Annotated in this window: 24 protein-coding genes; 2 read left to right on the plus strand and 22 right to left on the minus strand. The window is 57.9% G+C overall.

Annotated features, from left to right (window positions below):
* Positions 1 to 42: 42 nt before the first annotated feature.
* From GT756_RS02920 to yceD, 21 genes are all read right to left on the minus strand, one after another.
* On the minus strand, positions 43 to 1347 hold the full coding sequence (locus GT756_RS02920; protein ID WP_008805997.1) for an NAD(P)/FAD-dependent oxidoreductase: 1305 nt from the start codon (positions 1345 to 1347) through the stop codon (positions 43 to 45).
* Positions 1348 to 1591: 244 nt separating this feature from the next.
* Positions 1592 to 2134 carry an alpha/beta hydrolase YcfP gene (ycfP, locus tag GT756_RS02925; RefSeq protein ID WP_002900775.1) on the minus strand — a complete coding sequence of 181 codons (543 nt, stop codon included), beginning with the start codon at positions 2132 to 2134 and terminating at the stop codon, positions 1592 to 1594.
* Positions 2135 to 2169: 35 nt separating this feature from the next.
* Positions 2170 to 3180: a beta-N-acetylhexosaminidase gene (gene nagZ / locus GT756_RS02930; protein ID WP_072140424.1), complete on the minus strand. Its 1011-nt coding sequence runs from the start codon at positions 3178 to 3180 to the stop codon at positions 2170 to 2172.
* Between the two features lie 23 nt (positions 3181 to 3203).
* On the minus strand, positions 3204 to 4031 hold the full coding sequence (gene thiK / locus GT756_RS02935; protein WP_160124550.1) for a thiamine kinase: 828 nt from the start codon (positions 4029 to 4031) through the stop codon (positions 3204 to 3206).
* Entirely contained in the window at positions 4012 to 4650 is a 639-nt protein-coding gene (lpoB, locus tag GT756_RS02940; protein WP_072096711.1) for a penicillin-binding protein activator LpoB, read from the minus strand. The genes thiK and lpoB overlap by 20 nt, the downstream gene beginning before the upstream one ends.
* 21 nt (positions 4651 to 4671) lie before the next feature.
* The gene (locus GT756_RS02945) at positions 4672 to 5046 is read right to left on the minus strand and encodes a YcfL family protein (RefSeq protein ID WP_004204572.1); all 375 of its coding nucleotides are present in this window, start codon (positions 5044 to 5046) and stop codon (positions 4672 to 4674) included.
* Between the two features lie 4 nt (positions 5047 to 5050).
* Positions 5051 to 5407: a purine nucleoside phosphoramidase gene (hinT, locus tag GT756_RS02950; protein WP_004204571.1), complete on the minus strand. Its 357-nt coding sequence runs from the start codon at positions 5405 to 5407 to the stop codon at positions 5051 to 5053.
* 261 nt (positions 5408 to 5668) lie between these two features.
* Positions 5669 to 7102: a PTS glucose transporter subunit IIBC gene (gene ptsG, locus GT756_RS02955; protein ID WP_004204570.1), complete on the minus strand. Its 1434-nt coding sequence runs from the start codon at positions 7100 to 7102 to the stop codon at positions 5669 to 5671.
* Between the two features lie 296 nt (positions 7103 to 7398).
* Entirely contained in the window at positions 7399 to 8193 is a 795-nt protein-coding gene (locus GT756_RS02960; RefSeq protein WP_004204569.1) for a metal-dependent hydrolase, read from the minus strand.
* A 10-nt stretch (positions 8194 to 8203) separates the two neighbouring features.
* A complete protein-coding gene (gene holB / locus GT756_RS02965) occupies positions 8204 to 9208 on the minus strand; it encodes a DNA polymerase III subunit delta' (RefSeq protein WP_160124551.1) in 1005 nt (334 codons plus the stop codon).
* Positions 9205 to 9846 carry a dTMP kinase gene (gene tmk, locus GT756_RS02970; RefSeq protein ID WP_048294475.1) on the minus strand — a complete coding sequence of 214 codons (642 nt, stop codon included), beginning with the start codon at positions 9844 to 9846 and terminating at the stop codon, positions 9205 to 9207. Before tmk ends, holB begins: the two co-directional genes overlap by 4 nt.
* Positions 9836 to 10858: a cell division protein YceG gene (yceG, locus tag GT756_RS02975; RefSeq protein WP_004204565.1), complete on the minus strand. Its 1023-nt coding sequence runs from the start codon at positions 10856 to 10858 to the stop codon at positions 9836 to 9838. Before yceG ends, tmk begins: the two co-directional genes overlap by 11 nt.
* A 1-nt stretch (position 10859) precedes the next feature.
* Positions 10860 to 11669 carry an aminodeoxychorismate lyase gene (gene pabC, locus GT756_RS02980; protein WP_064183056.1) on the minus strand — a complete coding sequence of 270 codons (810 nt, stop codon included), beginning with the start codon at positions 11667 to 11669 and terminating at the stop codon, positions 10860 to 10862.
* A 125-nt stretch (positions 11670 to 11794) separates the two neighbouring features.
* On the minus strand, positions 11795 to 13036 hold the full coding sequence (fabF, locus tag GT756_RS02985; RefSeq protein WP_002900666.1) for a beta-ketoacyl-ACP synthase II: 1242 nt from the start codon (positions 13034 to 13036) through the stop codon (positions 11795 to 11797).
* Between the two features lie 88 nt (positions 13037 to 13124).
* Positions 13125 to 13361 carry an acyl carrier protein gene (acpP, locus tag GT756_RS02990; RefSeq protein ID WP_000103754.1) on the minus strand — a complete coding sequence of 79 codons (237 nt, stop codon included), beginning with the start codon at positions 13359 to 13361 and terminating at the stop codon, positions 13125 to 13127.
* 210 nt (positions 13362 to 13571) lie between these two features.
* A complete protein-coding gene (fabG, locus tag GT756_RS02995; RefSeq protein WP_002899294.1) occupies positions 13572 to 14306 on the minus strand; it encodes a 3-oxoacyl-ACP reductase FabG in 735 nt (244 codons plus the stop codon).
* 12 nt (positions 14307 to 14318) lie between these two features.
* Entirely contained in the window at positions 14319 to 15248 is a 930-nt protein-coding gene (gene fabD / locus GT756_RS03000; protein ID WP_004204563.1) for an ACP S-malonyltransferase, read from the minus strand.
* A 15-nt stretch (positions 15249 to 15263) separates the two neighbouring features.
* On the minus strand, positions 15264 to 16217 hold the full coding sequence (locus GT756_RS03005; protein WP_002899288.1) for a beta-ketoacyl-ACP synthase III: 954 nt from the start codon (positions 16215 to 16217) through the stop codon (positions 15264 to 15266).
* Positions 16218 to 16270: 53 nt separating this feature from the next.
* Complete coding sequence (plsX, locus tag GT756_RS03010; RefSeq protein ID WP_162544122.1) at positions 16271 to 17368, minus strand: phosphate acyltransferase PlsX; 1098 nt, start codon at positions 17366 to 17368, stop codon at positions 16271 to 16273.
* A 203-nt stretch (positions 17369 to 17571) separates the two neighbouring features.
* On the minus strand, positions 17572 to 17745 hold the full coding sequence (gene rpmF / locus GT756_RS03015; RefSeq protein WP_000290724.1) for a 50S ribosomal protein L32: 174 nt from the start codon (positions 17743 to 17745) through the stop codon (positions 17572 to 17574).
* Between the two features lie 16 nt (positions 17746 to 17761).
* Complete coding sequence (gene yceD / locus GT756_RS03020) at positions 17762 to 18283, minus strand: 23S rRNA accumulation protein YceD (RefSeq protein WP_017900733.1); 522 nt, start codon at positions 18281 to 18283, stop codon at positions 17762 to 17764.
* 141 nt (positions 18284 to 18424) lie between these two features.
* Between yceD and GT756_RS03025 the strand changes: the two genes are divergently transcribed.
* Entirely contained in the window at positions 18425 to 19009 is a 585-nt protein-coding gene (locus GT756_RS03025) for a nucleoside triphosphate pyrophosphatase (protein ID WP_004204559.1), read from the plus strand.
* 36 nt (positions 19010 to 19045) lie between these two features.
* Here GT756_RS03025 and rluC read toward each other — a convergent pair whose 3' ends face one another.
* Positions 19046 to 19999, minus strand: coding sequence for a 23S rRNA pseudouridine(955/2504/2580) synthase RluC (rluC, locus tag GT756_RS03030; RefSeq protein ID WP_012542245.1), 954 nt, complete (start codon positions 19997 to 19999; stop codon positions 19046 to 19048).
* A 699-nt stretch (positions 20000 to 20698) separates the two neighbouring features.
* On the opposite strand from rluC, the gene rne reads away from it, so the two are divergent.
* Positions 20699 to 23932: a ribonuclease E gene (gene rne, locus GT756_RS03035; protein ID WP_048323660.1), complete on the plus strand. Its 3234-nt coding sequence runs from the start codon at positions 20699 to 20701 to the stop codon at positions 23930 to 23932.
* The last annotated feature ends 16 nt before the right edge of the window (positions 23933 to 23948 follow it).

The raw sequence follows: 23948 nt of genomic DNA on the forward strand, positions 1-23948 counted from the left end.
CCCGGAGGCGCCGCCAGGGCGCGCTCCGGGTCGCAACAGCGATTAATGCAGCTTGAGGCGCGGGCGAATGATGCGGTTGATGCGCCCAACCAGCATCATCAGGCCGGTTTTGAAATAGCCGTGCAGGGCGATCTGGTGCATACGGTACAGGGAGATGTACACAAAGCGCGCAATGCGCCCTTCCACCATCATCGAGCCGCGCATCAGGTTGCCCATCAGGCTGCCGACGGTGGAGTAGTTGGATAGCGACACCAGTGAGCCATGGTCTTTATAGGTATACGCCTTCAGCGGTTTACCTTTCATCTGCGCGAGGATGTTATTCAGCGCGCAGGTAGCCATCTGGTGCGCCGCCTGGGCACGCGGTGGCACAAAGCCGCCCTCCGGACGGGCGCAGGAGGCGCAGTCGCCAATGGCGAAAATATCCGCGTCGCGGGTGGTCTGCAACGTCGGCTCAACCACCAGCTGATTGATACGGTTGGTTTCCAGGCCGCCGATCTCTTTCATGAAATCTGGCGCTTTGATCCCGGCCGCCCAGACCATCAGATCCGCTTCAATATATTCGCCATCTTTGGTGTGCAGGCCGCCCGCATCGGCGCTGGTGACCATGGTCTGCGTCAGCACCCGTACACCCAGCTTGGTCAGCTCATTATGCGCCGCCCCGGAAATGCGCGGCGGCAGCGCCGGCAGAATACGTTCGCCCGCTTCGACCAGCGTGACGTTCAGCGCTTCGTTGGTCAGCCCTTTGTAGCCGTAGCTGTGCAGCTGTTTCACGGCATTATGCAACTCAGCGGAGAGTTCCACGCCGGTGGCGCCGCCGCCGACGATGGCAATGTTTACTTTACCGTTAGCGCCGAGGTTCGCGGAGTATTTAAGGAACAGGTTGAGCATTTCCTGATGGAAACGACGCGCCTGGTGCGGGTTGTCGAGGAAAATGCAATTCTCTTTAACGCCAGGGGTGTTGAAGTCATTCGAGGTACTGCCCAGCGCCATCACCAGCGTGTCGTACGGCAGTTTACGCTCAGCCACCAGCAGCTCGCCTTTTTCATTGCGCAGCTCGCCGAGGGTGATGGTCTTCCCTTCACGATTGATATCGACCACCGACCCCAGCTGGAACTGGAAGCCGTGGTTGCGGGCATGGGCCAGATAGCTCAGCGCATCGACACCTTCATCCAGAGAACCGGTGGCCACTTCGTGCAGCAGCGGCTTCCACAGATGGCTGTGGTTACGGTCCACCAGGGTGATTTTCGCTTTCTTATGGCGCCCTAACTTTTTCCCCAGCTGAGTTGCCAGTTCCAGTCCGCCTGCGCCGCCACCCACAATTACGATTTTTTTCAATGGCGTAGTCATGTGTACCCCTAAAATTATTAACCAATTGTTAAATAAAAGTTATTAAAATAGCCTTTATTTAACAACAAGTTACGTCAATGAAACCATTCTGCACTGTCGAGAATACCATGAACGGTGCATTGGTCATACCAAAATTGATGTGCATCAAGTTTTGTCGCGTATTTTTTCAGCGAAACCAATAAGTGTAGACATGAAAAAACCCGCGCGGTGAACCCGGCGCGGGTTTGGAGACAGGGGAAAAGGCTTAACCGAGGGTTTTAAACGCTTTCAGCCGCTGCAGGTGCGGCGAAATGTTTTTAAACTTATGGGTCTGCTCTTCATCCCAGATAATTTCATAATAGTGGTGCAGAAGGTCGGCGGAACGCTGGCTGTCCAACGCTTCGTCCTGTCGGGAAAGCACCACCAGGCAGCGATCGCGGTTCTTTTCGCGGAAGTTGGTCACGCATTTGGTGGCGATGTCAGCATACTCTTCCGGTCGGTCGATTTTGCCTTCCATATTCTCATGCGGAAACAGGTTCGGATTGAACACCGCCTGACGGATATCGCACAGGAAACCAATCCGCTCCGCCCAGTAACCGCCGAGTCCAACGCCGCAGATCAGCGGCCGGTCATCGGCGGTAAGCTGCAGCATTTTATCAACCTCTTTCAGCAGATGCTGCATGTCGTGCTTGGGATGGCGCGTGCTGTAGCTTATCAACCGCACGTCAGGGTCAATAAACTGCAACTGCATCACCTTCTCGTGGTTACCGGGGCTGTTCGAGTCAAAACCGTGTAAATAGATAATCATCGCATCCTCACCAGACAACAACGCCCCGCAGAGCGTTACGCGGACTTCGCCTCTTGCCAGCGCGCATGAAGCTGCTCCAGCTGGGCACTCACCGTTTTCCAACGGGCTGAATCCCTTAACTCCTGACGGGAAAAGGAACCTTTATGATACAATTTCGTAACACGCTCTGCTTTGATCGGCGACAGGTTATCCAGCACACTGACCGCGCCCTTACGATTATTGCAGACGAGTATCATATCGCAACCGGCGTCGAGCGATGCCTGGCCGCGTTCGGCATAGCTGCCCATGATCGCCGCCCCTTCCATCGACAGATCGTCGGAGAAAATCACCCCATCGAAGCCCAGCTCGCCGCGCAGCACCGTTTTCAGCCAATAGGCCGAACCGCTCGCCGGACGCGGGTCGAGCTCCGGGTAAATCACATGCGCCGGCATAATGGCATCCAGACGCTGCTCGGCGATAAGGCTTTTGAATACCGCCATATCGTGGTCGCGGATAACCGATGCCGGACGCGGATCGAACGGGGTTTCTTTGTGCGAATCGGCAGTCACCGCCCCGTGTCCCGGGAAGTGTTTGCCGGTGGTTTTCATGCCCGCGGCGTGCATGCCGTCAATGACGTGACGCGCCATCGTCAGCGCTTTCTGCGGATCTTCATGATAAGAACGTTCGCCGATTGCGGCGCTGATATGGCCGACGTCCAGCACCGGCGCAAAGCTGATATCGATGTCCATGGCGATCATTTCGCTGGCCATCAGCCAGCCGGCCTCGGCGGCCAGTTTGCCCCCCTCTTCCATCCCCAGCAGCGCAGCGAAAGACTGGGCCGCCGGTAAACGGGTAAAGCCTTCGCGGAAACGCTGAACGCGTCCCCCTTCCTGATCGACCGCCACCACCAGATGGTTACGGGAGGCTTCGCGGATCTGGCGCACCAGCTCCCGCAGCTGCGCCGGATCGTGATAATTTCGGGTGAAGAGGATCAACCCTCCCACCAATGGATGCGCCAGAATTTCTCGCTCTTCCGCATCCAGTTCATACCCTTCAACATCCAACATCACTGGGCCCACACTGACCTCTCTTATCCTTTGCGTTCGTTGTCTAACTGACACCATGTTTCATCTGCCAGCATGATAAATTGCCGATCCCCGCTCTGCCGCCAGCGCATTTCATACCAGCCCGCCATGAGCAGCAGTACCCACGGACGCCAGCGCGCCACCTGCCGCCATAGCTGCTGCGCGTCGATAGCCGCCCGTCGGGCATATGCCGCCACCAGCTGGCGGCGCTCGTCCGGGGCGATCCACACGGCGGCCAGCTCCAGCGCGATATCGCCATCGCCGGCATATTCCCAGTCAATCAGCTTCAGACCGGCGTCGCTGTGGATAATATTGCCGGCATGGACATCCATATGCAGCGGCGCCAGCCGCAGAGGACGAGGCTCTCCCCGGCGGCACAGCCGCTGATGCCAACGTAGCCAGCGCGGCGTGCGCCGGGCCGGATCGCTCCTCTGCCAGTACTGCGCCAGCAGCGGCCCGAGACTAACACGCCAGCCGAACCGCGGTTGCTGATGCAAATCATACAATAAGCCAGACAGTTGCGGGCAGTCAGGTAACTCGCTTTTCACCTCACCCGCGCAATACTCCACCACCATCCAGCAGGGCGAGTAAAACAGAGGATTGGGCGCCAGCCTGGCAGGCAGCCGGCGCAGCGCACGATACTGACGGCGAAAATAACAGGCAGCGGCAGACGGGTCGTGCGGCTGACGCAGCACTCGTCGCTGGTCGCCATCGCTGATAATCACACTGCAGCCGCTGAGGCCGGTCTGGCTCAGCGAGGCGACAGGATGATTGTGGGGAAAGAAGCGCGACAAGAGCTCGTCGCGCGTTAGCTTATTGTTGCTGAACCGCACCTTTACCTGACCAGATAATCTCGCCGGTTTGCACCAGCATCAACTGCATCTTTAGCTCGGGCGCGTTGACGTTGCCAGTGGCATTGGAATAAAGCACATACTGCGCGCCCACGTTGCGGGCGATGCCCATGGCTTTGCTGCGGCTGCCGAGGCTGTCCTGCGGCGACAGGCCCAGCTGCTGCTTGGCGACCGCCAGCTGCTGCGGTGAAACAAGGGTAAATTTGCCGTTGCCCGCCAGCGCGTTACGTAACGCGGTGGTGGCTTCTCCGGCATTCAGCGAACCGTTGGTGCGGTTGTTCACGCTGTCAACCAGCAGAATACTGCCGGCATTGACCCCGCCCGCCTGCAGCATCTGTCCCACCATCGGCTGCACCGCGCCGTTCCAGTCATAATGACGCACGCGCGGCGCCGGCTGACCCGACTGCTGATCCTGATGCTCAATCGGTCCTGGCTGCGACGGGACGGAGGGCACCGCCGGTACCGTCGGCACCGTGGGCTGCGGCTGCGCAGGCTGCTGCGGCTGCGGTTTGGCCTCTTCTACCGGCGCGGGCTGCTCACGCAGCCCCGCACAGCCTGCGAGGAATATCGCCAGTGCTGTGATTAACGCATAGCGACACATTTTCATCATTATAATTACCCCTTACAGATAAAGATAAAGGCGGGCCTTATGCGCCCCCAGGATATTGGCGCTGCCATACAACGTCACCGAGGAGCGAGCCGGGACCACGATGGTGCGCGGCGCCTCCAGGGGGTGCATCTCCAGCCCTCGGGCGTCATACCAGAAAAAACGATAATGCACGGTGACCGGCTGTTGGCGCTCGTTATACAGCGTAGAGGAGGCGGTGGCCTGGATCTCCGTCGCCACGACGACAGGCTCGCTGGCGCTGATCCCGGCGGCCAGCACGCTCGACTCCATCACCAGCGCCTGCTGGTCAGAAACCGGGATCTCCGGGTGTGAACTACATCCGGCCAGCAGCCCCGCCGCCAGACACGCGCCCAAAAGGGTCCTTAGCATGGCGTTAGCCTTTGTGCGCCAGCATCGGACCCAGCGGACGACCGCCCAGCAGATGCATATGGATATGGTAAACTTCCTGGCCGCCGTGGCGGTTGCAGTTGACGATCAACCGGTAGCCATCGTCGGCGAGGCCTTCATCGCGGGCAATCTTCGCCGCGACGGTCATCATCCGGCCCAGGGCCAGTTCATGTTCGGTGGTGACGTCATTTACGGTAGGAATCAGAACGTTCGGGACAATCAGAATGTGGGTGGGCGCCTGCGGGGAGATGTCGCGAAAAGCGGTCACAAGCTCATCCTGATAAACAATATCCGACGGGATCTCCCGGCGAATGATTTTGCTGAAAATCGTTTCTTCTGCCATGACTGATTCCTTATTAGTTTTATCCCGTACGCTGGCCTGCTTCTGCAGATAAACGCAGACGCACAGGTTCCGGTAAGAGTATGAGCGACATCCTCCCTCTCTTTCAACCTGAAAGCTCTTTTTCTTATTCAACTATAGACTTAGCTGCTGAGGGAATAAGCATTTGGCGGACAGTTAGCAGGGTTATCGACTCTGGAAGGCCGATCTTGTCACGTAAAAAAGGCAGCCAGTTGGCTGCCTTAGTCTCCCCGATACTACGTCTTAACTGTTACGGATGTACTCATCCATTTCAGTTTTCAGGTTATCGGACTTGGTACCGAAGATGGCCTGTACGCCAGAACCTGCCACTACCACGCCAGCGGCGCCCAGTTTTTTCAGGCCAGCCTGGTCAACTTTCGCTACATCCGCCACGCTAACACGCAGACGAGTAATACATGCGTCGAGGTTGGTGATGTTCTCTTTACCGCCGAAAGCGGCGATCAGAGCCGGAGCCATCTCGCTGGTTGCGCCAGCTTTGCTCTCTTCGGTGGTATCTTCACGACCCGGTGTTTTCAGATCCAGGGCTTTAATCAGCACGCGGAAAATGACGTAGTACACGATCGCATAGCAGATACCGACGATCGGGAACAGCCACAGCTTGCTGCTGTTACCGGACAGCACGATAAAGTCGATCAGGCCGTGAGAGAACGAAGTACCGTCACGCATACCCAGCAGGATACAGATCGGGAACGCCAGACCCGCCAGGATGGCATGGATAACGTACAGGATCGGCGCCACGAACATGAACGAGAACTCGATCGGCTCGGTGATACCGGTCAGGAACGAGGTCAGCGCGGCGGAGATCATGATACCGCCCACTTTGGCGCGGTTTTCCGGTTTAGCAGAGTGCCAAATCGCGATAGCCGCTGCCGGCAGACCGTACATTTTGAACAGGAAGCCGCCAGACAGTTTGCCCGCGGTCGGGTCGCCTGCCATGTAGCGCGGGATATCGCCGTGGAATACCTGACCAGCCGCGTTGGTGTATTCGCCGATCTGCATCTGGAAAGGAACGTTCCAGATGTGGTGCAGACCAAACGGCACCAGGCAACGCTCGATGAAACCGTAGATACCAAACGCCACCACCGGGTTCTGATAAGCAGCCCACTGGGAGAAGGTCTGGATCGCGGAACCGATCGGCGGCCAAATGAAGGAGAGGATCACGCCGGTGAAGATAGCGGCCAGACCAGAGATAATCGGTACAAAGCGCTTGCCCGCAAAGAAGCCGAGATATTCTGGCAGCTTAATGCGATAGAAGCGGTTAAACATGTACGCGGCGATAGCACCGGAAATAATACCGCCAAGCACGCCGGTATCAGCCAGGTGTTTTGCCGCAATCTCGTCAGCAGGTAAATGCAGCACCAGCGGCGCAACCACCGCCATGGTTTTCACCATGATGCCGTAAGCTACCACTGCAGCCAGTGCGGATACACCGTCGTTATTGGTGAAGCCGAGGGCCACACCGATAGCGAAGATCAGCGGCATGTTGGCGAAAACTGAACCGCCTGCTTCTGCCATAACGTGGGAGACCACGGCTGGCAGCCAGCTGAAGTTTGCGGAACCGACGCCCAGCAGGATACCTGCGATAGGCAGTACGGATACCGGCAGCATCAGCGATTTACCGACCTTCTGCAGGTTAGCAAATGCATTCTTAAACATAATTGAGAGTGCTCCTGAGTATTTGGTACTTTTTTACGTTTTCACGCATTGGCCCGGGGGGAGAACCGCGCCGTGGACAGGACATCTAAGCGCCCTTTATTTATTACACAGAGTAAAATAATTAACGGGATGATTGTTTGACGGCTATCACGTTTCAATCAGCCTTCCGGTAAAAATTTACATCAGCTTACATAAGTTGTATCCAGATGTTGCCAAAAAACCTTCACCGCCACTTTTGTGGCGGTGAACTTTACTCGCTTTGGCTATTAATTACGAGCCTTAAAATAATAGGCAGATCAAGCAGGTTGCAAGCGGGCGGGGTCAATGTGGAACAGCGTGGCAAAATTGTCGGTGGTCTGCTGAGCCAGTTGCTCCAGCGACACACCCTTCAGTACCGCCATGTATTCAGCAACGTCACGCACCAGCGCCGGCTGGTTCTCTTTGCCGCGATGGGGTACCGGCGCCAGGTATGGCGAATCGGTCTCCACCAGCAGACGATCCAGCGGAACATAGCGCGCCGCATCGCGCAGCTGCTCGGCGTTACGGAAAGTGACGATACCGGAAAACGAGATATAGAACCCCATGTCGAGCAGCTTACCCGCCGTCTCCCTGTCCTCAGTGAAACAGTGTAGTACGCCTCCGCAATCCGTCACCTTTTCTTCGCGTAAAATGGCCAGGGTATCGGCGCGAGCGTCGCGGGTATGCACGATCACGGGCTTGTTCAGCTCCCGGCCGATGCGGATATGGTCACGGAACGAAGTTTGCTGCTGGACTTTGGTTTCCGGGGTATAAAAATAGTCCAGTCCGGTCTCTCCCATCGCGACGACGCCCTCTTCCGCCGCCAGCGTGCGCAGCGTCTCCACCTCGTAGGGCTCATCCTGGTTTAACGGGTGCACGCCGCAGGAGAAGACGACGTTGTCACGCCTTCCTACCAGCTCGCGCATACTGCGGTAGCCAGGTAGCGTCGTGGCGACCGCCAGGCAAAATTTCACATCGCGCGCGGCCGCTTTTGCCAGTACGTCATCGACGTTTTTGTGCAGGGTTTGATAATCCAGACCATCAAGATGGCAGTGGGAGTCGACTAAAAACATAATGTCTCACTCAGAGGTGGGAGACGGGTAAAACCGTCCCGGGTTGCAGGTAATGTTCCCAGCGCAGCAGGCGCTCGGTGAGCAGCAGTTCGCGGTTGACGCCGACGACGTTCAGCAATTGCTCGCGGCAGGTACAGACGTCATGGGCAATCGCCTGCAGCCGGGCGGCGGGCAGACTGTGCGCCAGCCGCTCCAGCAGCGGCCAGACATCCGGGTTACTCACCAGGGCAATTCCCTGCTGTCGTTTTTGCGCATCGACCAGCAGCGATGCCAGCCAGTGCAGGCGAACCGCCGCCTGTTCATGATTGAGTATCGGCAGCAGCGCCAGCCAGTCACCGCTCGCCAGTGTGGTCGCCAGCGCCTGACACAGCTGCTGTCGCGCCGTCCACTGCGGCTCTTTAAGCAGTTCGAGCGCGGCGGCCGGCGCGCTGGCGCACAGACGTAACGCGGTCAGCAGCGCCTCCTGCGGCAGGTTCACCTCACGCTCCAGCCAGGCCAGGGCATAAGATTCCGTCGGCGGCGACAGGTGGTGCAGGCGGCAGCGACTGCGCAGGGTGGTCAGCAGACGCGCCGGCTCCTCGCAGGCGAGGAAGAACCAGGTATTTTCCGGCGGCTCCTCCAGCGTTTTCAGCAACGCGTTGGCGGCAGCATCGGTCAGCAAGGCGGCATCGCTAATCCATACCACCTTCGCCCCACCGAGGCGCGCGCGCTCATAGAGCTTGTCGTTGACATCGCGCACCGCGTCAATACCCAGCGCGCTCTTGCCTTTCTCAGGGCTCAGCGGATAGTAATCGGGGTGCGTACCGGCCTGCATCAGCTGGCAGCTGTGGCAGTGACCGCAGCTTTTATGCCCTTCAGGCTGGCGGCACATCAGGAAGCGGCACAGCGCATAAATCAACGCCTCGCCGCCCATCCCGCTCAGAGACTGTAACAGTAAGGCGTGGTGGCCACGTCCGGCCTGATAGCTACCGACCAGTTGCTCGAACGAGGGGCGCAGCCACGGATACCATTTCATGCGTGTTGCTCCGCCATCCACTGGGCGATCGTGGCGCGAATATCGCGCGCGACGGCATCCAGCGGCTGCGTCGCGTCCACCGTGCGGATAGAAGGATCTGCCGCAGCCAGCTCAAGGTAGCGCGCGCGGGTACGATTGAAGAAGTTCATCGACTCCTGCTCAATGCGATCCAGTTCGCCGCGGGCGCGGGCGCGCTGCAGCCCCACTTCCGGCGTAACGTCGAGGTACAGCGTCAAATCGGGACGAAAATCGCCGAGAACGGCGTCGCGCAGCGTCGCCAGCATCGTGCGGTCAATGCCCCTGCCGCCGCCCTGATAGGCCTGGGTGGAGAGATCGTGACGATCGCCGATCACCCACTGGCCGCGAGCCAGAGCAGGCTTAATCACCGTCTCCACCAGCTGGACGCGCGCCGCGTAAAACATCAGCACTTCCGCTTTATCGTTAATCACTTCATCGCCCGTGGACTGGATATCCAGCACCAGGCTACGCAGTTTTTCAGCAAGGATTGTGCCCCCCGGCTCACGGGTAAACACCATATCGTGAATACCTGCCGACTGCAGCGTCTCCACCACCAGTTGACGTGCGGTGGTCTTCCCGGCGCCCTCCAGCCCCTCGATGACGATATAGTTACTGCGCATTTTTTTCCTTAAGTACTTTCAGATAGTCCTGCACCGCGCGGTTATGGCTGACCAGGTTTGTGGTAAACGTATGGCCCCCTTTCCCGTCGGCGACAAAATAGAGGTATGGTGTTTTCGCCGGATGGGCGGCCGCCTTCAGCGACGCTTCGCCCGGCACCGCGATAGGGCCTGGCGGCAGGCCGCTGATGGTATAGGTATTGTACGCGGTCGGCGTCTCCAGATCCTTACGCGTTAACTTTCCATTATACCCTTCGCCCATCCCGTAGATCACCGTTGGGTCGGTCTGTAAGCGCATGCCGATGCGCAGGCGGTTGATAAATACCGACGCGACGCGATCGCGCTCTTCCGCCACCGCGGTCTCTTTCTCAATAATCGAGGCCATGGTCAACAGCTGATTCTGATCGGCATAGGGCAGATTATCCATCCGTCCTTCCCAAATCTTCGCCACTTCAGTGACCATTTTCTGATGCGCGCGCTTGAGGATGGCGATGTCGCTAGTATTGGCGGTGTACATCCAGGTGTCCGGCCAGAACCAGCCTTCCACCCAGTCGGCATGGTCAAGACCTAACGCCTTAGCCACCGTCGCGTAGCTATCGTCTTCAAGCGTGTGCTTCACGTAGGGAGCATCGCGCAGCTGACGAAGGTAGTCGCTGACGCGCATGCCTTCGACAAAGCGCAGCGGAAACTGCGCCTCTTTGCCGCTGGCCAGCAGCTGCAGCATCTCGCGCACCGTCATTTGCGGCGTGAGGCGATAGGTCCCGGCCTTGAAGTGAGACAGCTCAGGCTCCATCCGCAGCAGCCACTGGAACACGCGCGGGCGATTGATCACCTTCTCGCGATAGAGATCCTGCCCCAGCGCCAGCCGGCCGGTGCCGGCTTCGAGGGTAAAGATGGTCTCTTCTTTAATCAGCAGCTTGCTGTCCGCCAGCTGGCGTACCTTCCACATTCCTGCCGCCGCGGCGATGCCCAACAGCACCACCAGCAACAGGATAAAACGTAACATTTTCTTCATACTAACCAGACAGCTCACACAAAGGGGCTAAAAAATGGTAAAGCTCGCGCGAGGACCAGACGGTCTCATCCCAGCGACGAACCGGCACCAGCGGCATCAGCGCATTGCAGATCAGCACTTCATCGGCCTCCCGCAACGCCTCGGGACGCGCTATCACTTCGACAACGCGAAACGTCGATGGTGCCAGCTGCGCGATACAGCGCTGCCGCATTATGCCGTTGACCCCGGCATAATCGAGTCGCGGAGTAAATACATCCCGTCCCTGACGCCAGAATAAATTCGCGGCACAGCATTCCGTAAGCCACCCGTCACTGTCAAGGACCAGCGCCTCATCGGCGTCCGTCTGTTCAAGATGAGAGCGAATCAGCACCTGCTCCAGACGATTAAGATGCTTCAGGCCAGCCAGCCAGGGGTTGCGCCCCAGGGTCACCGGGCTCCGGGTCAGGGTAATGCCCTCCTCCCGCCAGCGCGCGTAGTGCGCCGGAAGCGGAGAGACGCTCAGAATACGGGTGGGCGACGCACAGCCCGCCGTGCTGTATCCCCTTCCCCCAACGCCGCGGGTAAGGGTCACCTTAAGCACGCCCTGCGCGTGCGGTCGAGCCAGACGCTGCATCTCGTCGCTTAGCGTCAGCCAGTCGTCAAACGGGATGCGTAATTTTTCGCAGGTTGTCTGCAAACGCTGCAGATGGGTGTCCAGTAACGCAACCTGTCCATGCTGTATACGGGCAGTGGTAAAACAACCGTCGCCAAACTGGACGGCGCGATCGTTCGCCGCCAGCGTGTCCTGTTCAACGCCATTTATCAAGAACATAAAGGACTCCTTTTCACTGGTCGGTGAGTGTCTCAGGACACGGAGCAGAGGACAAGCGGAGAAAGCCGAATAAAAAAGGCCCGACAATCGGGCCTTTTGTTAAAGCAGTACCGGGGCAAGCCCTGTCACACTTTTTTGAAGATCAGCGAACCGTTAGTGCCGCCAAAGCCGAAGGAGTTGCACAGGGTGTACTCCATACCGGAAACCTGACGCGCTTCGTGCGGAACGAAGTCGAGGTCGCAGCCCTCATCCGGGTTGTCGAGGTTGATCGTCGGCGGAACCGCCTGATCGCGCAGCGCCAGGATAGAGTAAATCGACTCTACCGCCCCTGCCGCGCCCAGCAGATGCCCGGTCATGGATTTGGTGGAGCTCACCAGTACGCGGCTCGCCGCATCGCCGAAGACAGACTTAACCGCCTGCGCTTCCGCTTTATCGCCAGCCGGCGTCGAGGTGCCATGGGCATTGACGTAGCCGATCTGGCCCGGTTCGATGCCCGCATCGCGAATGGCATTCACCATCGCCAGCGCGGCGCCCGCGCCATCTTCCGGCGGTGATGTCATATGGTAAGCATCGCTGCTCATGCCGAAGCCGACGATCTCGGCGTAGATTTTCGCGCCGCGTTTTTTTGCGTGCTCGTACTCTTCCAGCACCACCATGCCCGCGCCGTCGCCCAGCACGAAGCCGTCGCGATCTTTATCCCACGGACGGCTTGCCGCCTGCGGGTTGTCATTGCGCGTGGAGAGCGCCCGCGCTGCGCCAAAGCCGCCCACGCCAAGCGGGGTACTGGCTTTTTCCGCACCGCCTGCCACCATCGCATCGGCATCGCCATAGGCGATGATGCGCGCAGCCTGACCGATGTTGTGCACGCCTGAAGTACAGGCGGTCGCGATGGAGATACTTGGTCCACGCAGACCAAACATGATGGTCAGATGGCCGGCCACCATGTTAACAATTGTGGAGGGAACGAAGAATGGGCTGATTTTACGCGGTCCGCCGTTGACCAGCGAACTGTGGTTTTCTTCGATCAAGCCGAGACCGCCAATACCAGAGCCGATTGCGGCGCCAATACGGGTAGCATTCTCTTCCGTCACTTCAAGGCCAGAATCCTGCATGGCCTGAACGCCAGCGACAATTCCATATTGAATGAAGGCATCCATCTTGCGCTGCTCTTTGCGCGAGATGATGTCATCACAGTTAAAATCCTTTACTAAGCCAGCAAATTTCGTTGCATAGGCGCTAGTATCGAAATGGTCGATCAGGCTGATGCCACTCTGACCGGCAAGGAGAGCTTTCCAGGTAGACTCTACGGTATTGCCGACAGGAGACAACATGCCCAGTCCGGTCACAACTACACGACGCTTAGACACGTTTGTCCTCCAGGGAGGGAAAATAGATTCTTGTGGGACAAATAAAGATAAAACTCAGGCGGTCGAATGACCGCCTGGAGATGTTCACTTACGCCTGGTGGCCGTTGATGTAATCAATGGCAGCCTGAACGGTGGTGATTTTCTCAGCTTCTTCGTCCGGAATCTCAGTATCAAACTCTTCTTCCAGAGCCATTACCAGCTCAACGGTGTCAAGAGAATCAGCGCCCAGGTCTTCAACGAAGGAAGCATTGTTGGTAACTTCTTCCTGCTTAACGCCCAGCTGCTCGCCGATAATTTTCTTAACGCGTTCTTCGATAGTGCTCATACTCTTAAATTTCCTATCAAAACTCGCTTTCGCGATGGTTTTCGTAGTGTATAAAATGTTGAAAAATTTGCAACTAAATCCCGGCAGGTCTTACCACGATTTTGCGCTATTTTGAGGCCGTTTGCCCTAAGAACGCAAATCTTTTCGCACAAAACCGCACAGAGAACCGTGCGAAGTGCGCGGTTCCTGAACGTTTTGCACAAATCTCGGTCAGACCATGTACATTCCGCCGTTGACGTGCAGGGTTTCACCAGTGATGTAACTTGCTTCGTCAGAGGCTAAAAATGCAACCGCGCTGGCGATTTCATTTGGGGTGCCAAGGCGCCCCGCAGGAACTGCCGCCAGCGTACCCGCACGCTGCTCATCGGTCAGCGCACGCGTCATGTCCGTTTCAATAAAGCCCGGAGCAACAACGTTTACAGTAATACCGCGGGACGCAACTTCACGCGCCAGTGATTTACTGAAGCCGATCAGACCCGCTTTCGCCGCAGCGTAGTTGGCCTGACCCGCATTTCCCATGGTACCAACCACAGAACCGATAGTGATAATACGTCCATGACGCTTTTTCATCATAGCGCGCATTACCGCTTTTGACAGACGGAAAACCGATGACAGGTTGGTTTCGATGATATCGTTCCACTCGTCATCTTTCATGCGCATTAACAGGTTGTCGCGAGTGATCCCGGCATTATTCACCAGGATATCCACTTCGCCAAACTCTGCGCGCACATTTTCCAGAACAGATTCAATAGATGCCGGGTCGGTCACATTCAACATCAGACCTTTACCGTTGGCGCCTAAATAGTCGCTGATCGCCTGCGCGCCGCTTTCGCTGGTCGCAGTACCGATAACTTTCGCGCCGCGGGCGACGAGCGTTTCAGCGATGGCGCGGCCAATACCGCGGCTTGCACCGGTAACCAGCGCGATTTTTCCTTCAAAACTCATGGTTTTCCTCTTTTATTGCTCAAGCGCCGCAGACATCGCCGCCGGCTCGTTAAGCGCGGAAGCGGTCAGGGTGTCAACAATACGTTTGGTCAGGCCGGTGAGGACTTTACCCGGGCCAACCTCATACAGATGCGTTACGCCCTGAGCAGCCATAAACTCAACGGTTTTAGTCCACTGAACCGGACTATACAGCTGGCGTACCAGCGCGTCGCGAATGGCGTCAGGCGCGGTTTCGCACTTCACGTCGACGTTATTTACCACCGGGATCGTCGGCGCGTTGAAGGTGATTTTCTGCAGCTCAAGCGCCAGTTTCTCCGCAGCTGGCTTCATCAGCGCACAGTGAGACGGCACGCTCACCGGCAACGGCAGCGCCCGTTTAGCGCCCGCGGCCTTACAGGCGGCGCCTGCGCGTTCAACGGCCTCTTTGTGACCGGCGATAACCACCTGGCCCGGGGAATTGTAGTTCACCGGAGAGACGACCTGCCCTTCGGCCGATTCTTCACAGGCTTTGGCAATAGCCGCGTCGTCCAGACCGATAATCGCTGACATGGCGCCAGTACCTTCCGGTACAGCTTCCTGCATGAATTTGCCGCGCAGTTCAACCAGGCGAACGGCATCAGCGAAAGCGATAACGCCCGCGCAAACCAGCGCGGAGTATTCGCCGAGGCTGTGGCCAGCCAGCAGCGCCGGCGCTTTGCCGCCCTGCTGCTGCCAGACGCGGTACAGCGCCACGGAGGCGGTCAGCAGCGCTGGCTGGGTCTGCCAGGTCTTATTCAGTTCTTCTGCCGGGCCCTGTTGCGTCAGCGCCCACAGATCGTAACCCAACGCTGCGGAAGCTTCACCGAAGGTCTCTTCAATGACCGGCCAGGTCGCCGCCATATCGGCCAGCATGCCTACGGCCTGCGAGCCCTGTCCCGGGAACACAAAAGCAAATTGCGTCATGTTTAAATCCTTATACTAAAAACGAACCAGCGCGGAACCCCAGGTGAAACCGCCACCAAAGGCTTCCAGCAAAATCAGCTGCCCACGTTGAATGCGGCCATCGCGGACGGCCTCATCCAGCGCGCAAGGGACTGACGCCGCGGAGGTGTTGCCATGGCGGTCGAGGGTCACTACGACGTTATCCATCGACATGCCCAGTTTCTTCGCCGTCGCGCTGATGATCCGCAGGTTTGCCTGGTGCGGCACCAGCCAGTCCAGCGCTGAACGTTCGAGATTATTCGCGGCCAGCGTCTCATCAACGATGTGCGCTAACTCGGTGACCGCCACTTTGAAGACTTCATTGCCGGCCATCGTCAGATAGATCGGATTTTCCGGATCGACGCGATCGGCGTTCGGCAGGGTCAGCAGTTCGCCATAGCTACCGTCAGCATGCAGATGCGTCGAGATAATGCCAGGCTCTTCGGAGGCGCCCAGCACCACCGCCCCGGCGCCATCGCCGAAAATAATAATCGTCCCGCGATCGGCCGGATCGCAGGTGCGCGCCAGCACATCAGCGCCGACGACCAGCGCATAGTCCACCGCGCCGTTCTTGACATACTGATCGGCGACGCTCAGCGCATAGGTGAAACCGGCGCAGGCGGCCGCGACGTCAAACGCCGGGCAGCCCTTGACGCCCAGCATAGACTGAATCTGGCATGCCGAACTCGGAAACGCGTGCGTGCCGGAGGTGGTCGCAACGATGATCAGACCAATTTGCTCCGCGGACACGCCCGCCATCGCCAGCGCCTGCTTTGCGGCTTCAAAGCCCATCGTAGCAACTGTTTCATGCGCTGCGGCAATACGACGCTCACGGATACCTGTGCGGGTGACAATCCACTCGTCAGAGGTCTCTACCATTTTTTCCAGGTCGGCGTTTGTACGCACTTGCTCGGGCAGATAGCTGCCGGTACCAATAATCTTCGTATACATGTACGCTCAGTCACTCTTGGGTAATATACCCGCCTCGTTCAACCGCCGCGGCGTCAGTGGTGTCCATTCGTCCCGCTTTGCTGTCGGGCGTTCACGTCACTGTCGCTTTCCGGCAGCTCGAAACCAGCTGGGTATAAAGATTCCAGGCGCGCGGCGATCCGTTGGGGAATTTGCCGCTGCACCGCCTGCACTGCCTGCTCTATCGCGACGCTAAAGGCGCGTTGATTGGCAGCACCATGACTCTTGATCACGGAACCGCGCAATCCTAACAGACAGGCGCCATTATACTGGTCGGGGTTGAGGTGACTGAATCGCCTCGCCAGGCTTTTTTGTAACCAACGTTTTAGTAACAGCAGCCACCACGACCGTTTTTTGCCCTCTCCCTGAGATTTCAGCAGTGAAAGGAACATTCTGACAACACCTTCCATGGTTTTTAATGTGACGTTGCCCGTGAATCCATCACAAACCAGCACATCGGTTTTTCCGGTCAACAGTTCATTGGCTTCAAGATAGCCGATGTAGTTGAGGGAAGGCAGCGTTCTGAGCACTGCGGCAGCATCGCGGATGCTGCTGAGGCCTTTCATCTCTTCTTCGCCGATGTTCAGCAAGGCGACGCGAGGATTGGCAATGCCAACCACCTCTTCCGCCAGCACTGACCCCATCACCGCGAACTGCACCAGCATCGTGCTGTCGCAATCGACGTTGGCGCCGAGATCCAGCACCACGGTTTTGCCCTTCTGCTGGTGCGGCAGCACCGTCACCAGCGCCGGCCGCTCAATACCTTCAATCGGTTTGAGCAGCAGTTTCGCCAGGCCCATCAGCGCGCCGGTGTTGCCGGCGCTGACGCAGGCTTCCGCCCGCCCTTCTTTCACAAGCTCCAGCGCCACGCGCATTGAGCTTCCGCGACTGCTGCGGATAGCCTGTGCGGGTCGCGCATCACTGGCAATAACTGACTGCGCAGGAATAATCTGCAGACGCGAACGTTGTTCGAAGTCAGCTTTGGCGAGTAATGGCGTGATGGCGTCGGGATCGCCGACTAAAAGAAGTGTGAGTTGCGAATTAGAGTTCAGTGCCTGCAGTGCTGCAGGCACTGTCACGGATGGGCCGAAATCGCCCCCCATGACATCTAACGCCAGGGTTAGACGTGTCAAGGTATCGTCGCTGCCCGGTTCGGTGATTCCCCAGTTGCCCGGGGAGTCCTCACTAAGCTTCATCACGCTGGCACCCGCGAATTTTCACGCTGCAGACGCAACAATCCGGGCATTGACGCCTCTGGTTATCGGGTTAACCGAGTGCCCAGGTACGTACAAACCCGCCATGGCCTGCAACGGGAAATCCTGCGAGTATCGCGTGATTACTTAGCGATAACCTTGCGACCGCGGTAGAAACCGTCGGCAGTGATGTGGTGACGCAGGTGTTTCTCACCAGAAGTTTTGTCTACAGACAGGCTGGTGACTGCGGTCAGCGCGTCATGGGAACGACGCATGCCACGTTTGGAACGGGTTGGTTTATTCTGTTGTACGGCCATGGACCTTACTCCTCAATTACTTACGCTTTAAGCTGGCTAATACGGCAAATGGGTTTGGTTTTTGTGCCTCTTCAGGCAGTTCGCCAAAGACCATGTCCGCGTCGGACACTTCACAGTGTTCAGAATCATGCACCGGAACTACGGGCAGGGAGAGGATAATTTCATCCTCGACCATTGCCTGCAGGTCGATTTCACCGAATTCGTTAACCTCAATCGGCTCATACGCTTCCGGTAGTGCTTCGGCCTGTTCGTCATTTCTGACGGGGCTAAAACAATACGTGGTGTGGACGTGATGGGAGAACGGTTTCCCGCAACGCTGGCATTCGAGGGTTACCGTCACCTTCGCATCGCCTGTAATAACGGCGAGACGCTGGTTATCGATAGCGAACGACATGCTGCATTCCACATCGCTGTCCACGCTGACTACAGAATCGGCTACACGTTCAACCTGATCGCGGGCATAGATGCCTTCGTAATCAAGGCGTTTTTGAGCCGTGCGTACCGGATCAAGAGTCAGGGGTAATTTTACCTTTTGCATAGGGCGCGCATATTAACTTTGTAATGTCATAGAGTCAAAGAAAAAGGCAGCCTCAGGTTGCCTTTTGCCATTTATTCGCACACATTGCGGCGCATAGTTTAAGATGATGCTCTGCGAAGCGCTATATGTGGATGAAAAAATATGTCTCAACTTATCCTGGCGTCAACCTCTCCCTGGCGGCGCATGCTGCTGGAAAAACTGGGGTTACCATTTGAATGTGCGGCGCCTGACGTCGACGAAACGCCCCGCCCTGAAGAATCCGCGCGTCAGCTTGTTACCCGGCTGGCGCAGGCCAAAGCGCAGAGCCTGGCTTCGCGCTACCCCAATCACCTTATTATAGGCTCCGATCAGGTTTGCGTATTGGACGGTGAGATCACCGGCAAACCGCACACCGAGGAAAATGCCCGCAGGCAGTTGAGAAAGGCGAGCGGGTCGATCATCACCTTTTATACCGGCCTCGCGCTGTACAACTCCGCCAGCGGTCATCTGCAAACCGAATGCGAGCCCTTTGACGTCCACTTCCGGCATCTCAGCGATAAAGAGATCGAAGGCTATGTGCGTAAAGAGAACCCGCTGCAGTGCGCCGGGAGTTTTAAGAGCGAGGGGTTAGGTATTACGCTGTTCGAACGGCTGGAAGGCCGCGATCCGAATACGCTGGTCGGTTTACCTTTGATCGCGCTCTGTCAGATGCTGCGCCGCGAAAATTACAACCCGCTGTTAGGCTGAGGTAAAAAAACGGCGGAACTGATTCCGCCGTTGCACTTATTTGCTCTTCCGTAGCACCTGTAGACAGTGCTTCAGCTGGTTATCCAGCGGCGCCTCAACGCGCATCACCTCCCCGCTCCCTGGGTGGGTAAACTTCAGCGCAGCAGCGTGGAGGAACAGGCGGTTTAAGCCGGTACCAGAGAGTTGCTTGTCAAATTCGCGGTCGCCATAGCGGTCGTCAAAGGCGATAGGATGGCCGGCATACTGGGTATGAACGCGAATTTGATGCGTGCGTCCGGTGACCGGACTGCAGCGCACCAGAGTGGCGAATTCATAACGCTCTTCCACTTTGAAGCGCGTCTCTGACGGCTTGCCTTCCTGACTCACGCGGACGATTCTCTCGCCGCTCTGCAGAATGTTCTTCAACAGCGGGGCCTGCACCACTTTGGTATGCGACTGCCACTGGCCGCGCACCAGCGCCAGATAGTCTTTCTGCATGCCTTTATCACGCAGCTGCTCGTGCAGCGAACGCAGCGCCGAGCGCTTTTTCGCCACCAGCAGCACGCCAGAGGTATCGCGGTCGAGCCGATGTACCAGCTCAAGGAAGCGCGCCTCCGGGCGCAGGGCGCGCAGCCCTTCAATCACGCCGAAGCTCAGGCCGCTGCCGCCATGTACCGCGGTACCGGATGGCTTATTGAGGACCAGAATATGATCGTCTTCATAGAGGATCACCTCAGAGAGCGCCGCCACTTTCTGCAGATGCGGCGATACCGCCTCTTCTTCACGTTCCGCCACACGCACCGGCGGGATACGGACTTCATCGCCCGCTTCCAGCTTATACTCCGGCTTCACGCGTTTTTTATTCACCCGCACCTCGCCTTTACGCAGGATGCGATAAATCATGCTCTTCGGTACGCCTTTCAATTGGGTACGCAAAAAGTTGTCGATACGTTGCCCCGCTTCATCAGCAGCAATGGCAACCATTTTTACGGTTGGGGTCTCAGTTTTCATGGTGCGCGATTCTAAATAGCCGGACGCATTAGCGCCACTCATTTTTATATGCTTATATTTATCATTATCCTGTTTTCACGGTTTGCCTGACCGCCATATTGTTTGTTATTAGAACAATCTGTATGGGCAGGTGATAAAACTGTGAGTAACCGGGTGATAAAAGGTGAAAGTCAACTTGCTATAACAAGGTTAGCAATGGAATAATGAGACCGTTTTCCGTATTGCATCTTGTTAGAACGAGACATTAGCGGAATGACCAGTTTTGTCTGACCGATCGCCCACGCAGCAATGGCGTAAGACGTTGTGATCTTTCAGACAGTTAGCGGGCTGCGGGTTGCAGTCCTTACCGGTACAGGCTCTATGGATTTCAAGTCGCAGGAAGGCGTCAACTCCGGGACTCCCGGGAGCTCATCTGGATCCGCTGATCGAGGTGAGCAGGTTAAGCCATCATGCCTGCAACGCGAAAGACGACGAGTATAAATGGAATATTCTCTGGTGATACATCCCAGGCTGTTCCCCTGAATAATTGCGCTGTGTTTCCGTTTGAAACACAGGCGACCGACACTCTGCGCCTCTTAAGCGCGCGACAACCGTGAGGTTGGCGACGTGAACCAGACACGAGGCCATCGGTTTTCCCCCGGAAAGGCATTACTCTGCCCGCAGCTTAGTCGTCAATGTAAGAATAATGAGTAAGTTACGATGAAAAGAATGTTAATCAACGCAACTCAGCAGGAAGAGTTGCGCGTCGCCCTTGTTGATGGGCAGCGCCTGTACGACCTGGATATCGAAAGCCCCGGGCACGAACAGAAAAAAGCGAACATCTACAAAGGCAAAATCACCCGCATTGAACCCAGCCTTGAAGCCGCGTTTGTTGATTACGGCGCCGAGCGTCATGGTTTCCTCCCCCTCAAAGAAATCGCCCGCGAATACTTCCCCGCCAACTACAATGCGCACGGCCGTCCTAATATCAAAGACGTACTGCGTGAAGGTCAGGAAGTTATCGTGCAGATTGATAAAGAAGAACGCGGCAACAAAGGCGCTGCGCTCACCACCTTTATCAGCCTGGCGGGCAGCTATCTGGTATTGATGCCGAACAACCCGCGCGCGGGGGGAATTTCACGCCGTATCGAGGGCGATGACCGTACCGAACTGAAAGAAGCGCTGGCGAGCCTGGAGCTTCCGGACGGCATGGGCCTTATCGTTCGCACCGCTGGCGTCGGCAAATCTGCCGAAGCCTTGCAGTGGGACCTGAGCTTCCGTCTGAAACACTGGGAAGCGATTCAGAAAGCCGCGGAAAGCCGTCCGGCGCCGTTCCTTATCCACCAGGAAAGCAACGTCATTGTCCGCGCCTTCCGTGACTATCTGCGCCAGGATATCGGCGAAATCCTGATCGATAATCCGAAAGTGCTCGAGCTGGCGCGCCAGCATATCGCCGCGCTGGGTCGTCCGGATTTCAGCAGCAAAATCAAACTGTACACCGGTGAAATCCCGCTGTTCAGCCACTACCAGATCGAATCCCAGATTGAATCCGCCTTCCAACGTGAAGTGCGTCTGCCGTCCGGTGGCTCTATCGTCATCGACAGCACTGAAGCGCTGACCGCGATCGATATCAACTCCGCCCGCGCCACCCGCGGCGGCGATATCGAAGAGACGGCGTTCAACACCAACCTCGAAGCGGCTGACGAGATTGCCCGCCAGCTGCGTCTGCGCGACCTCGGCGGCCTGATCGTTATCGACTTTATCGATATGACTCCGGTTCGCCACCAGCGCGCTGTGGAGAACCGTCTGCGCGAAGCCGTCCGTCAGGACCGGGCGCGCATTCAGATCAGCCATATCTCGCGCTTCGGCCTGCTGGAGATGTCCCGCCAGCGCCTGAGCCCGTCGCTGGGCGAATCCAGCCACCACGTCTGCCCGCGCTGCTCCGGCACCGGCACCGTGCGTGATAACGAATCGCTGTCGCTCTCTATTCTGCGTCTGATCGAAGAAGAAGCGCTGAAAGAGAACACCAAAGAAGTGCACGCCATCGTTCCGGTACCGATCGCCTCCTATCTGCTGAACGAAAAACGTGCCGCGGTGAGCGCTATCGAATCCCGTCAGGGCGATGTGCGCGTTATTATCGTGCCAAACGACGAAATGCAGACGCCGCACTACTCCGTCCTGCGCGTGCGCAAAGGTGAAGAGACCTCAACGCTGAGCTACCTGCTGCCGAAGCTGCATGAAGAAGAGATGGCGCTGCCGGGCGACGATGAGCCGGCAGAACGGAAACGTCCGGAACAGCCGGCCCTGGCCGCTTTTGTCATGCCTGACGCGCCGCCAGCCCCGATGCTTGAAGAGCCTGTCGCCGCTCCTGTCGCCGCAGCGGCACCGGTCGCGGCCACCGCACCGGCGCAGCCTGGCCTGCTCTCACGCTTCTTCAGCGCGCTGAAGAATATCTTCTCTGGCGCCGAAGAGGCCAAACCGGCTGAGGTTAAGGTCGAGAAGAAAGCGGAAGAAAAACCGGAGCGTCAGCAGGAGCGCCGTAAACCGCGCGCCAACAACCGCCGCGATCGCAACGACCGCCGTGAAAACCGCGACAATCGTGACAACCGCGATAACCGTGACAATCGTGACACTCGTGCGGACAATGCCGAGGGCCGTGAACCGCGCGAATCGCGTGAAGAGAACCGTCGCAACCGTCGTGAGAAGCCGTCGCAGAATGTGGAAGCCCGTGATGTTCGCCAGACCTCAGGCGACGACGCGGAGAAAGCGAAATCCCGTGACGAGCAGCAGCCGCGCCGCGAACGCACCCGCCGCCGCAATGACGACAAACGTCAGGCGCAGCAGGAAGCCAAAGCGCAGACTCGCGAAGAGCCGGTAGCGCAGGAGACGGAGCAGGAAGAGCGTGTGCAGACCCTGCCGCGTCGTAAACCGCGCCAGCTGGCACAGAAAGTACGCGTTGAGTCCGCTGTCGTTGAGCAGGTTGCCGAGATCGTGCCAGAAGCCGTAGTGGCGGAAGTTATCGCTCCGCGCAGCGAGCCGGTGAAAGCCGAGCTGCCAGCAGTAGTGGAGAGCGTGGCGGACCAGGACGAAAATGGCGAATCCCGTGAAGCGAACGGTATGCCGCGTCGCTCACGTCGTTCCCCGCGTCACCTGCGCGTCAGCGGTCAGCGTCGTCGTCGCTATCGTGACGAACGCTATCCGACCCAGTCGCCAATGCCGCTGACCGTGGCCTGCGCATCGCCGGAGATGGCTTCCGGTAAAGTCTGGATCCGCTACCCGGTGGTTCGTCCGCAGGATCAGCAGTCGGAAGAGGTTCAGGTTCAGAACGACAACCTCGTGGAAACCGTCGCGGCCGTCGCGACCCCGGTTGCCGTCGTTGAAACCGTTACCGCTGCCCCGGTCACCGTCGAGCCGGCTACCATGGAGCCGGTTACCGCCGAGCCTGTGGTCGTCGAGCCGGTCGTAGCCGCCGAGCCGGTGGTGGTTGATGCTGCGGAAGGTATCGCGCCAGCAGCCGTCGAGCCAGCGCCGCAGGAGCTGGTCACCGAAGCGCCGGCTGTCGAAGCGCCTCAGGCTATCGCGCCAGCGACGCTCGACGCCGAGCCGGTGGTGGTAGAACCTGAAGTGGTGGAAACGGCGCCTGTCGTTGAAGCGCCAGTGGAAACCATCGCGCCGGCGGCGGAAACCGCAGTTGAAGCACCGGTTGTCGAAGCCGCGCCTGTCGAGCCGGTCAAAGTCGAGCCTCCGGTGAGCAAGCCGGTAGTGGTGGCGGGTCATCGCCATGCCACCGCGCCAATGACCCGTGCGCCAGCGCCGGACTATGTCCCGGAAGCGCCGCGCCACAGCACCTGGGTGCGCCCGCCATTCGCTTTTGAAGGCAAAGGCGCCGCCGGCGGTCATAGCGCCACCCATAAAGCCACCGCTGAACCGACCCGCCCACAGCCCGTCGAGTAAGCGTGCTAAATAAAAA

Origin of the sequence: Klebsiella sp. Q2, from assembly GCF_009900705.1 — a bacterium.
Classification (GTDB): domain Bacteria; phylum Pseudomonadota; class Gammaproteobacteria; order Enterobacterales; family Enterobacteriaceae; genus Klebsiella; species Klebsiella quasipneumoniae.

Excerpts from the sequence above, each read along its gene's own strand:
- lpoB (WP_072096711.1), bottom strand. The coding sequence starts at position 4,650 with ATGTGTCGCTATGCGTTAATCACAGCACTGGCGATATTCCTCGCAGGC.
- fabD (WP_004204563.1), bottom strand. The coding sequence starts at position 15,248 with ATGACGCAATTTGCTTTTGTGTTCCCGGGACAGGGCTCGCAGGCCGTA.
- GT756_RS03025 (WP_004204559.1), top strand. The coding sequence starts at position 18,425 with ATGTCTCAACTTATCCTGGCGTCAACCTCTCCCTGGCGGCGCATGCTG.
- rne (WP_048323660.1), top strand. The coding sequence starts at position 20,699 with ATGAAAAGAATGTTAATCAACGCAACTCAGCAGGAAGAGTTGCGCGTC.
- rpmF (WP_000290724.1), bottom strand. The coding sequence starts at position 17,745 with ATGGCCGTACAACAGAATAAACCAACCCGTTCCAAACGTGGCATGCGT.
- GT756_RS02960 (WP_004204569.1), bottom strand. The coding sequence starts at position 8,193 with ATGTTTTTAGTCGACTCCCACTGCCATCTTGATGGTCTGGATTATCAA.
- pabC (WP_064183056.1), bottom strand. The coding sequence starts at position 11,669 with ATGTTCTTGATAAATGGCGTTGAACAGGACACGCTGGCGGCGAACGAT.
- ptsG (WP_004204570.1), bottom strand. The coding sequence starts at position 7,102 with ATGTTTAAGAATGCATTTGCTAACCTGCAGAAGGTCGGTAAATCGCTG.
- rluC (WP_012542245.1), bottom strand. The coding sequence starts at position 19,999 with ATGAAAACTGAGACCCCAACCGTAAAAATGGTTGCCATTGCTGCTGAT.
- acpP (WP_000103754.1), bottom strand. The coding sequence starts at position 13,361 with ATGAGCACTATCGAAGAACGCGTTAAGAAAATTATCGGCGAGCAGCTG.
- GT756_RS02945 (WP_004204572.1), bottom strand. The coding sequence starts at position 5,046 with ATGCTAAGGACCCTTTTGGGCGCGTGTCTGGCGGCGGGGCTGCTGGCC.
- ycfP (WP_002900775.1), bottom strand. The coding sequence starts at position 2,134 with ATGATTATCTATTTACACGGTTTTGACTCGAACAGCCCCGGTAACCAC.
- holB (WP_160124551.1), bottom strand. The coding sequence starts at position 9,208 with ATGAAATGGTATCCGTGGCTGCGCCCCTCGTTCGAGCAACTGGTCGGT.
- hinT (WP_004204571.1), bottom strand. The coding sequence starts at position 5,407 with ATGGCAGAAGAAACGATTTTCAGCAAAATCATTCGCCGGGAGATCCCG.
- tmk (WP_048294475.1), bottom strand. The coding sequence starts at position 9,846 with ATGCGCAGTAACTATATCGTCATCGAGGGGCTGGAGGGCGCCGGGAAG.
- nagZ (WP_072140424.1), bottom strand. The coding sequence starts at position 3,180 with ATGTTGGATGTTGAAGGGTATGAACTGGATGCGGAAGAGCGAGAAATT.
- GT756_RS02920 (WP_008805997.1), bottom strand. The coding sequence starts at position 1,347 with ATGACTACGCCATTGAAAAAAATCGTAATTGTGGGTGGCGGCGCAGGC.
- GT756_RS03005 (WP_002899288.1), bottom strand. The coding sequence starts at position 16,217 with ATGTATACGAAGATTATTGGTACCGGCAGCTATCTGCCCGAGCAAGTG.
- fabG (WP_002899294.1), bottom strand. The coding sequence starts at position 14,306 with ATGAGTTTTGAAGGAAAAATCGCGCTGGTTACCGGTGCAAGCCGCGGT.
- yceD (WP_017900733.1), bottom strand. The coding sequence starts at position 18,283 with ATGCAAAAGGTAAAATTACCCCTGACTCTTGATCCGGTACGCACGGCT.
- yceG (WP_004204565.1), bottom strand. The coding sequence starts at position 10,858 with ATGAAGAAAATGTTACGTTTTATCCTGTTGCTGGTGGTGCTGTTGGGC.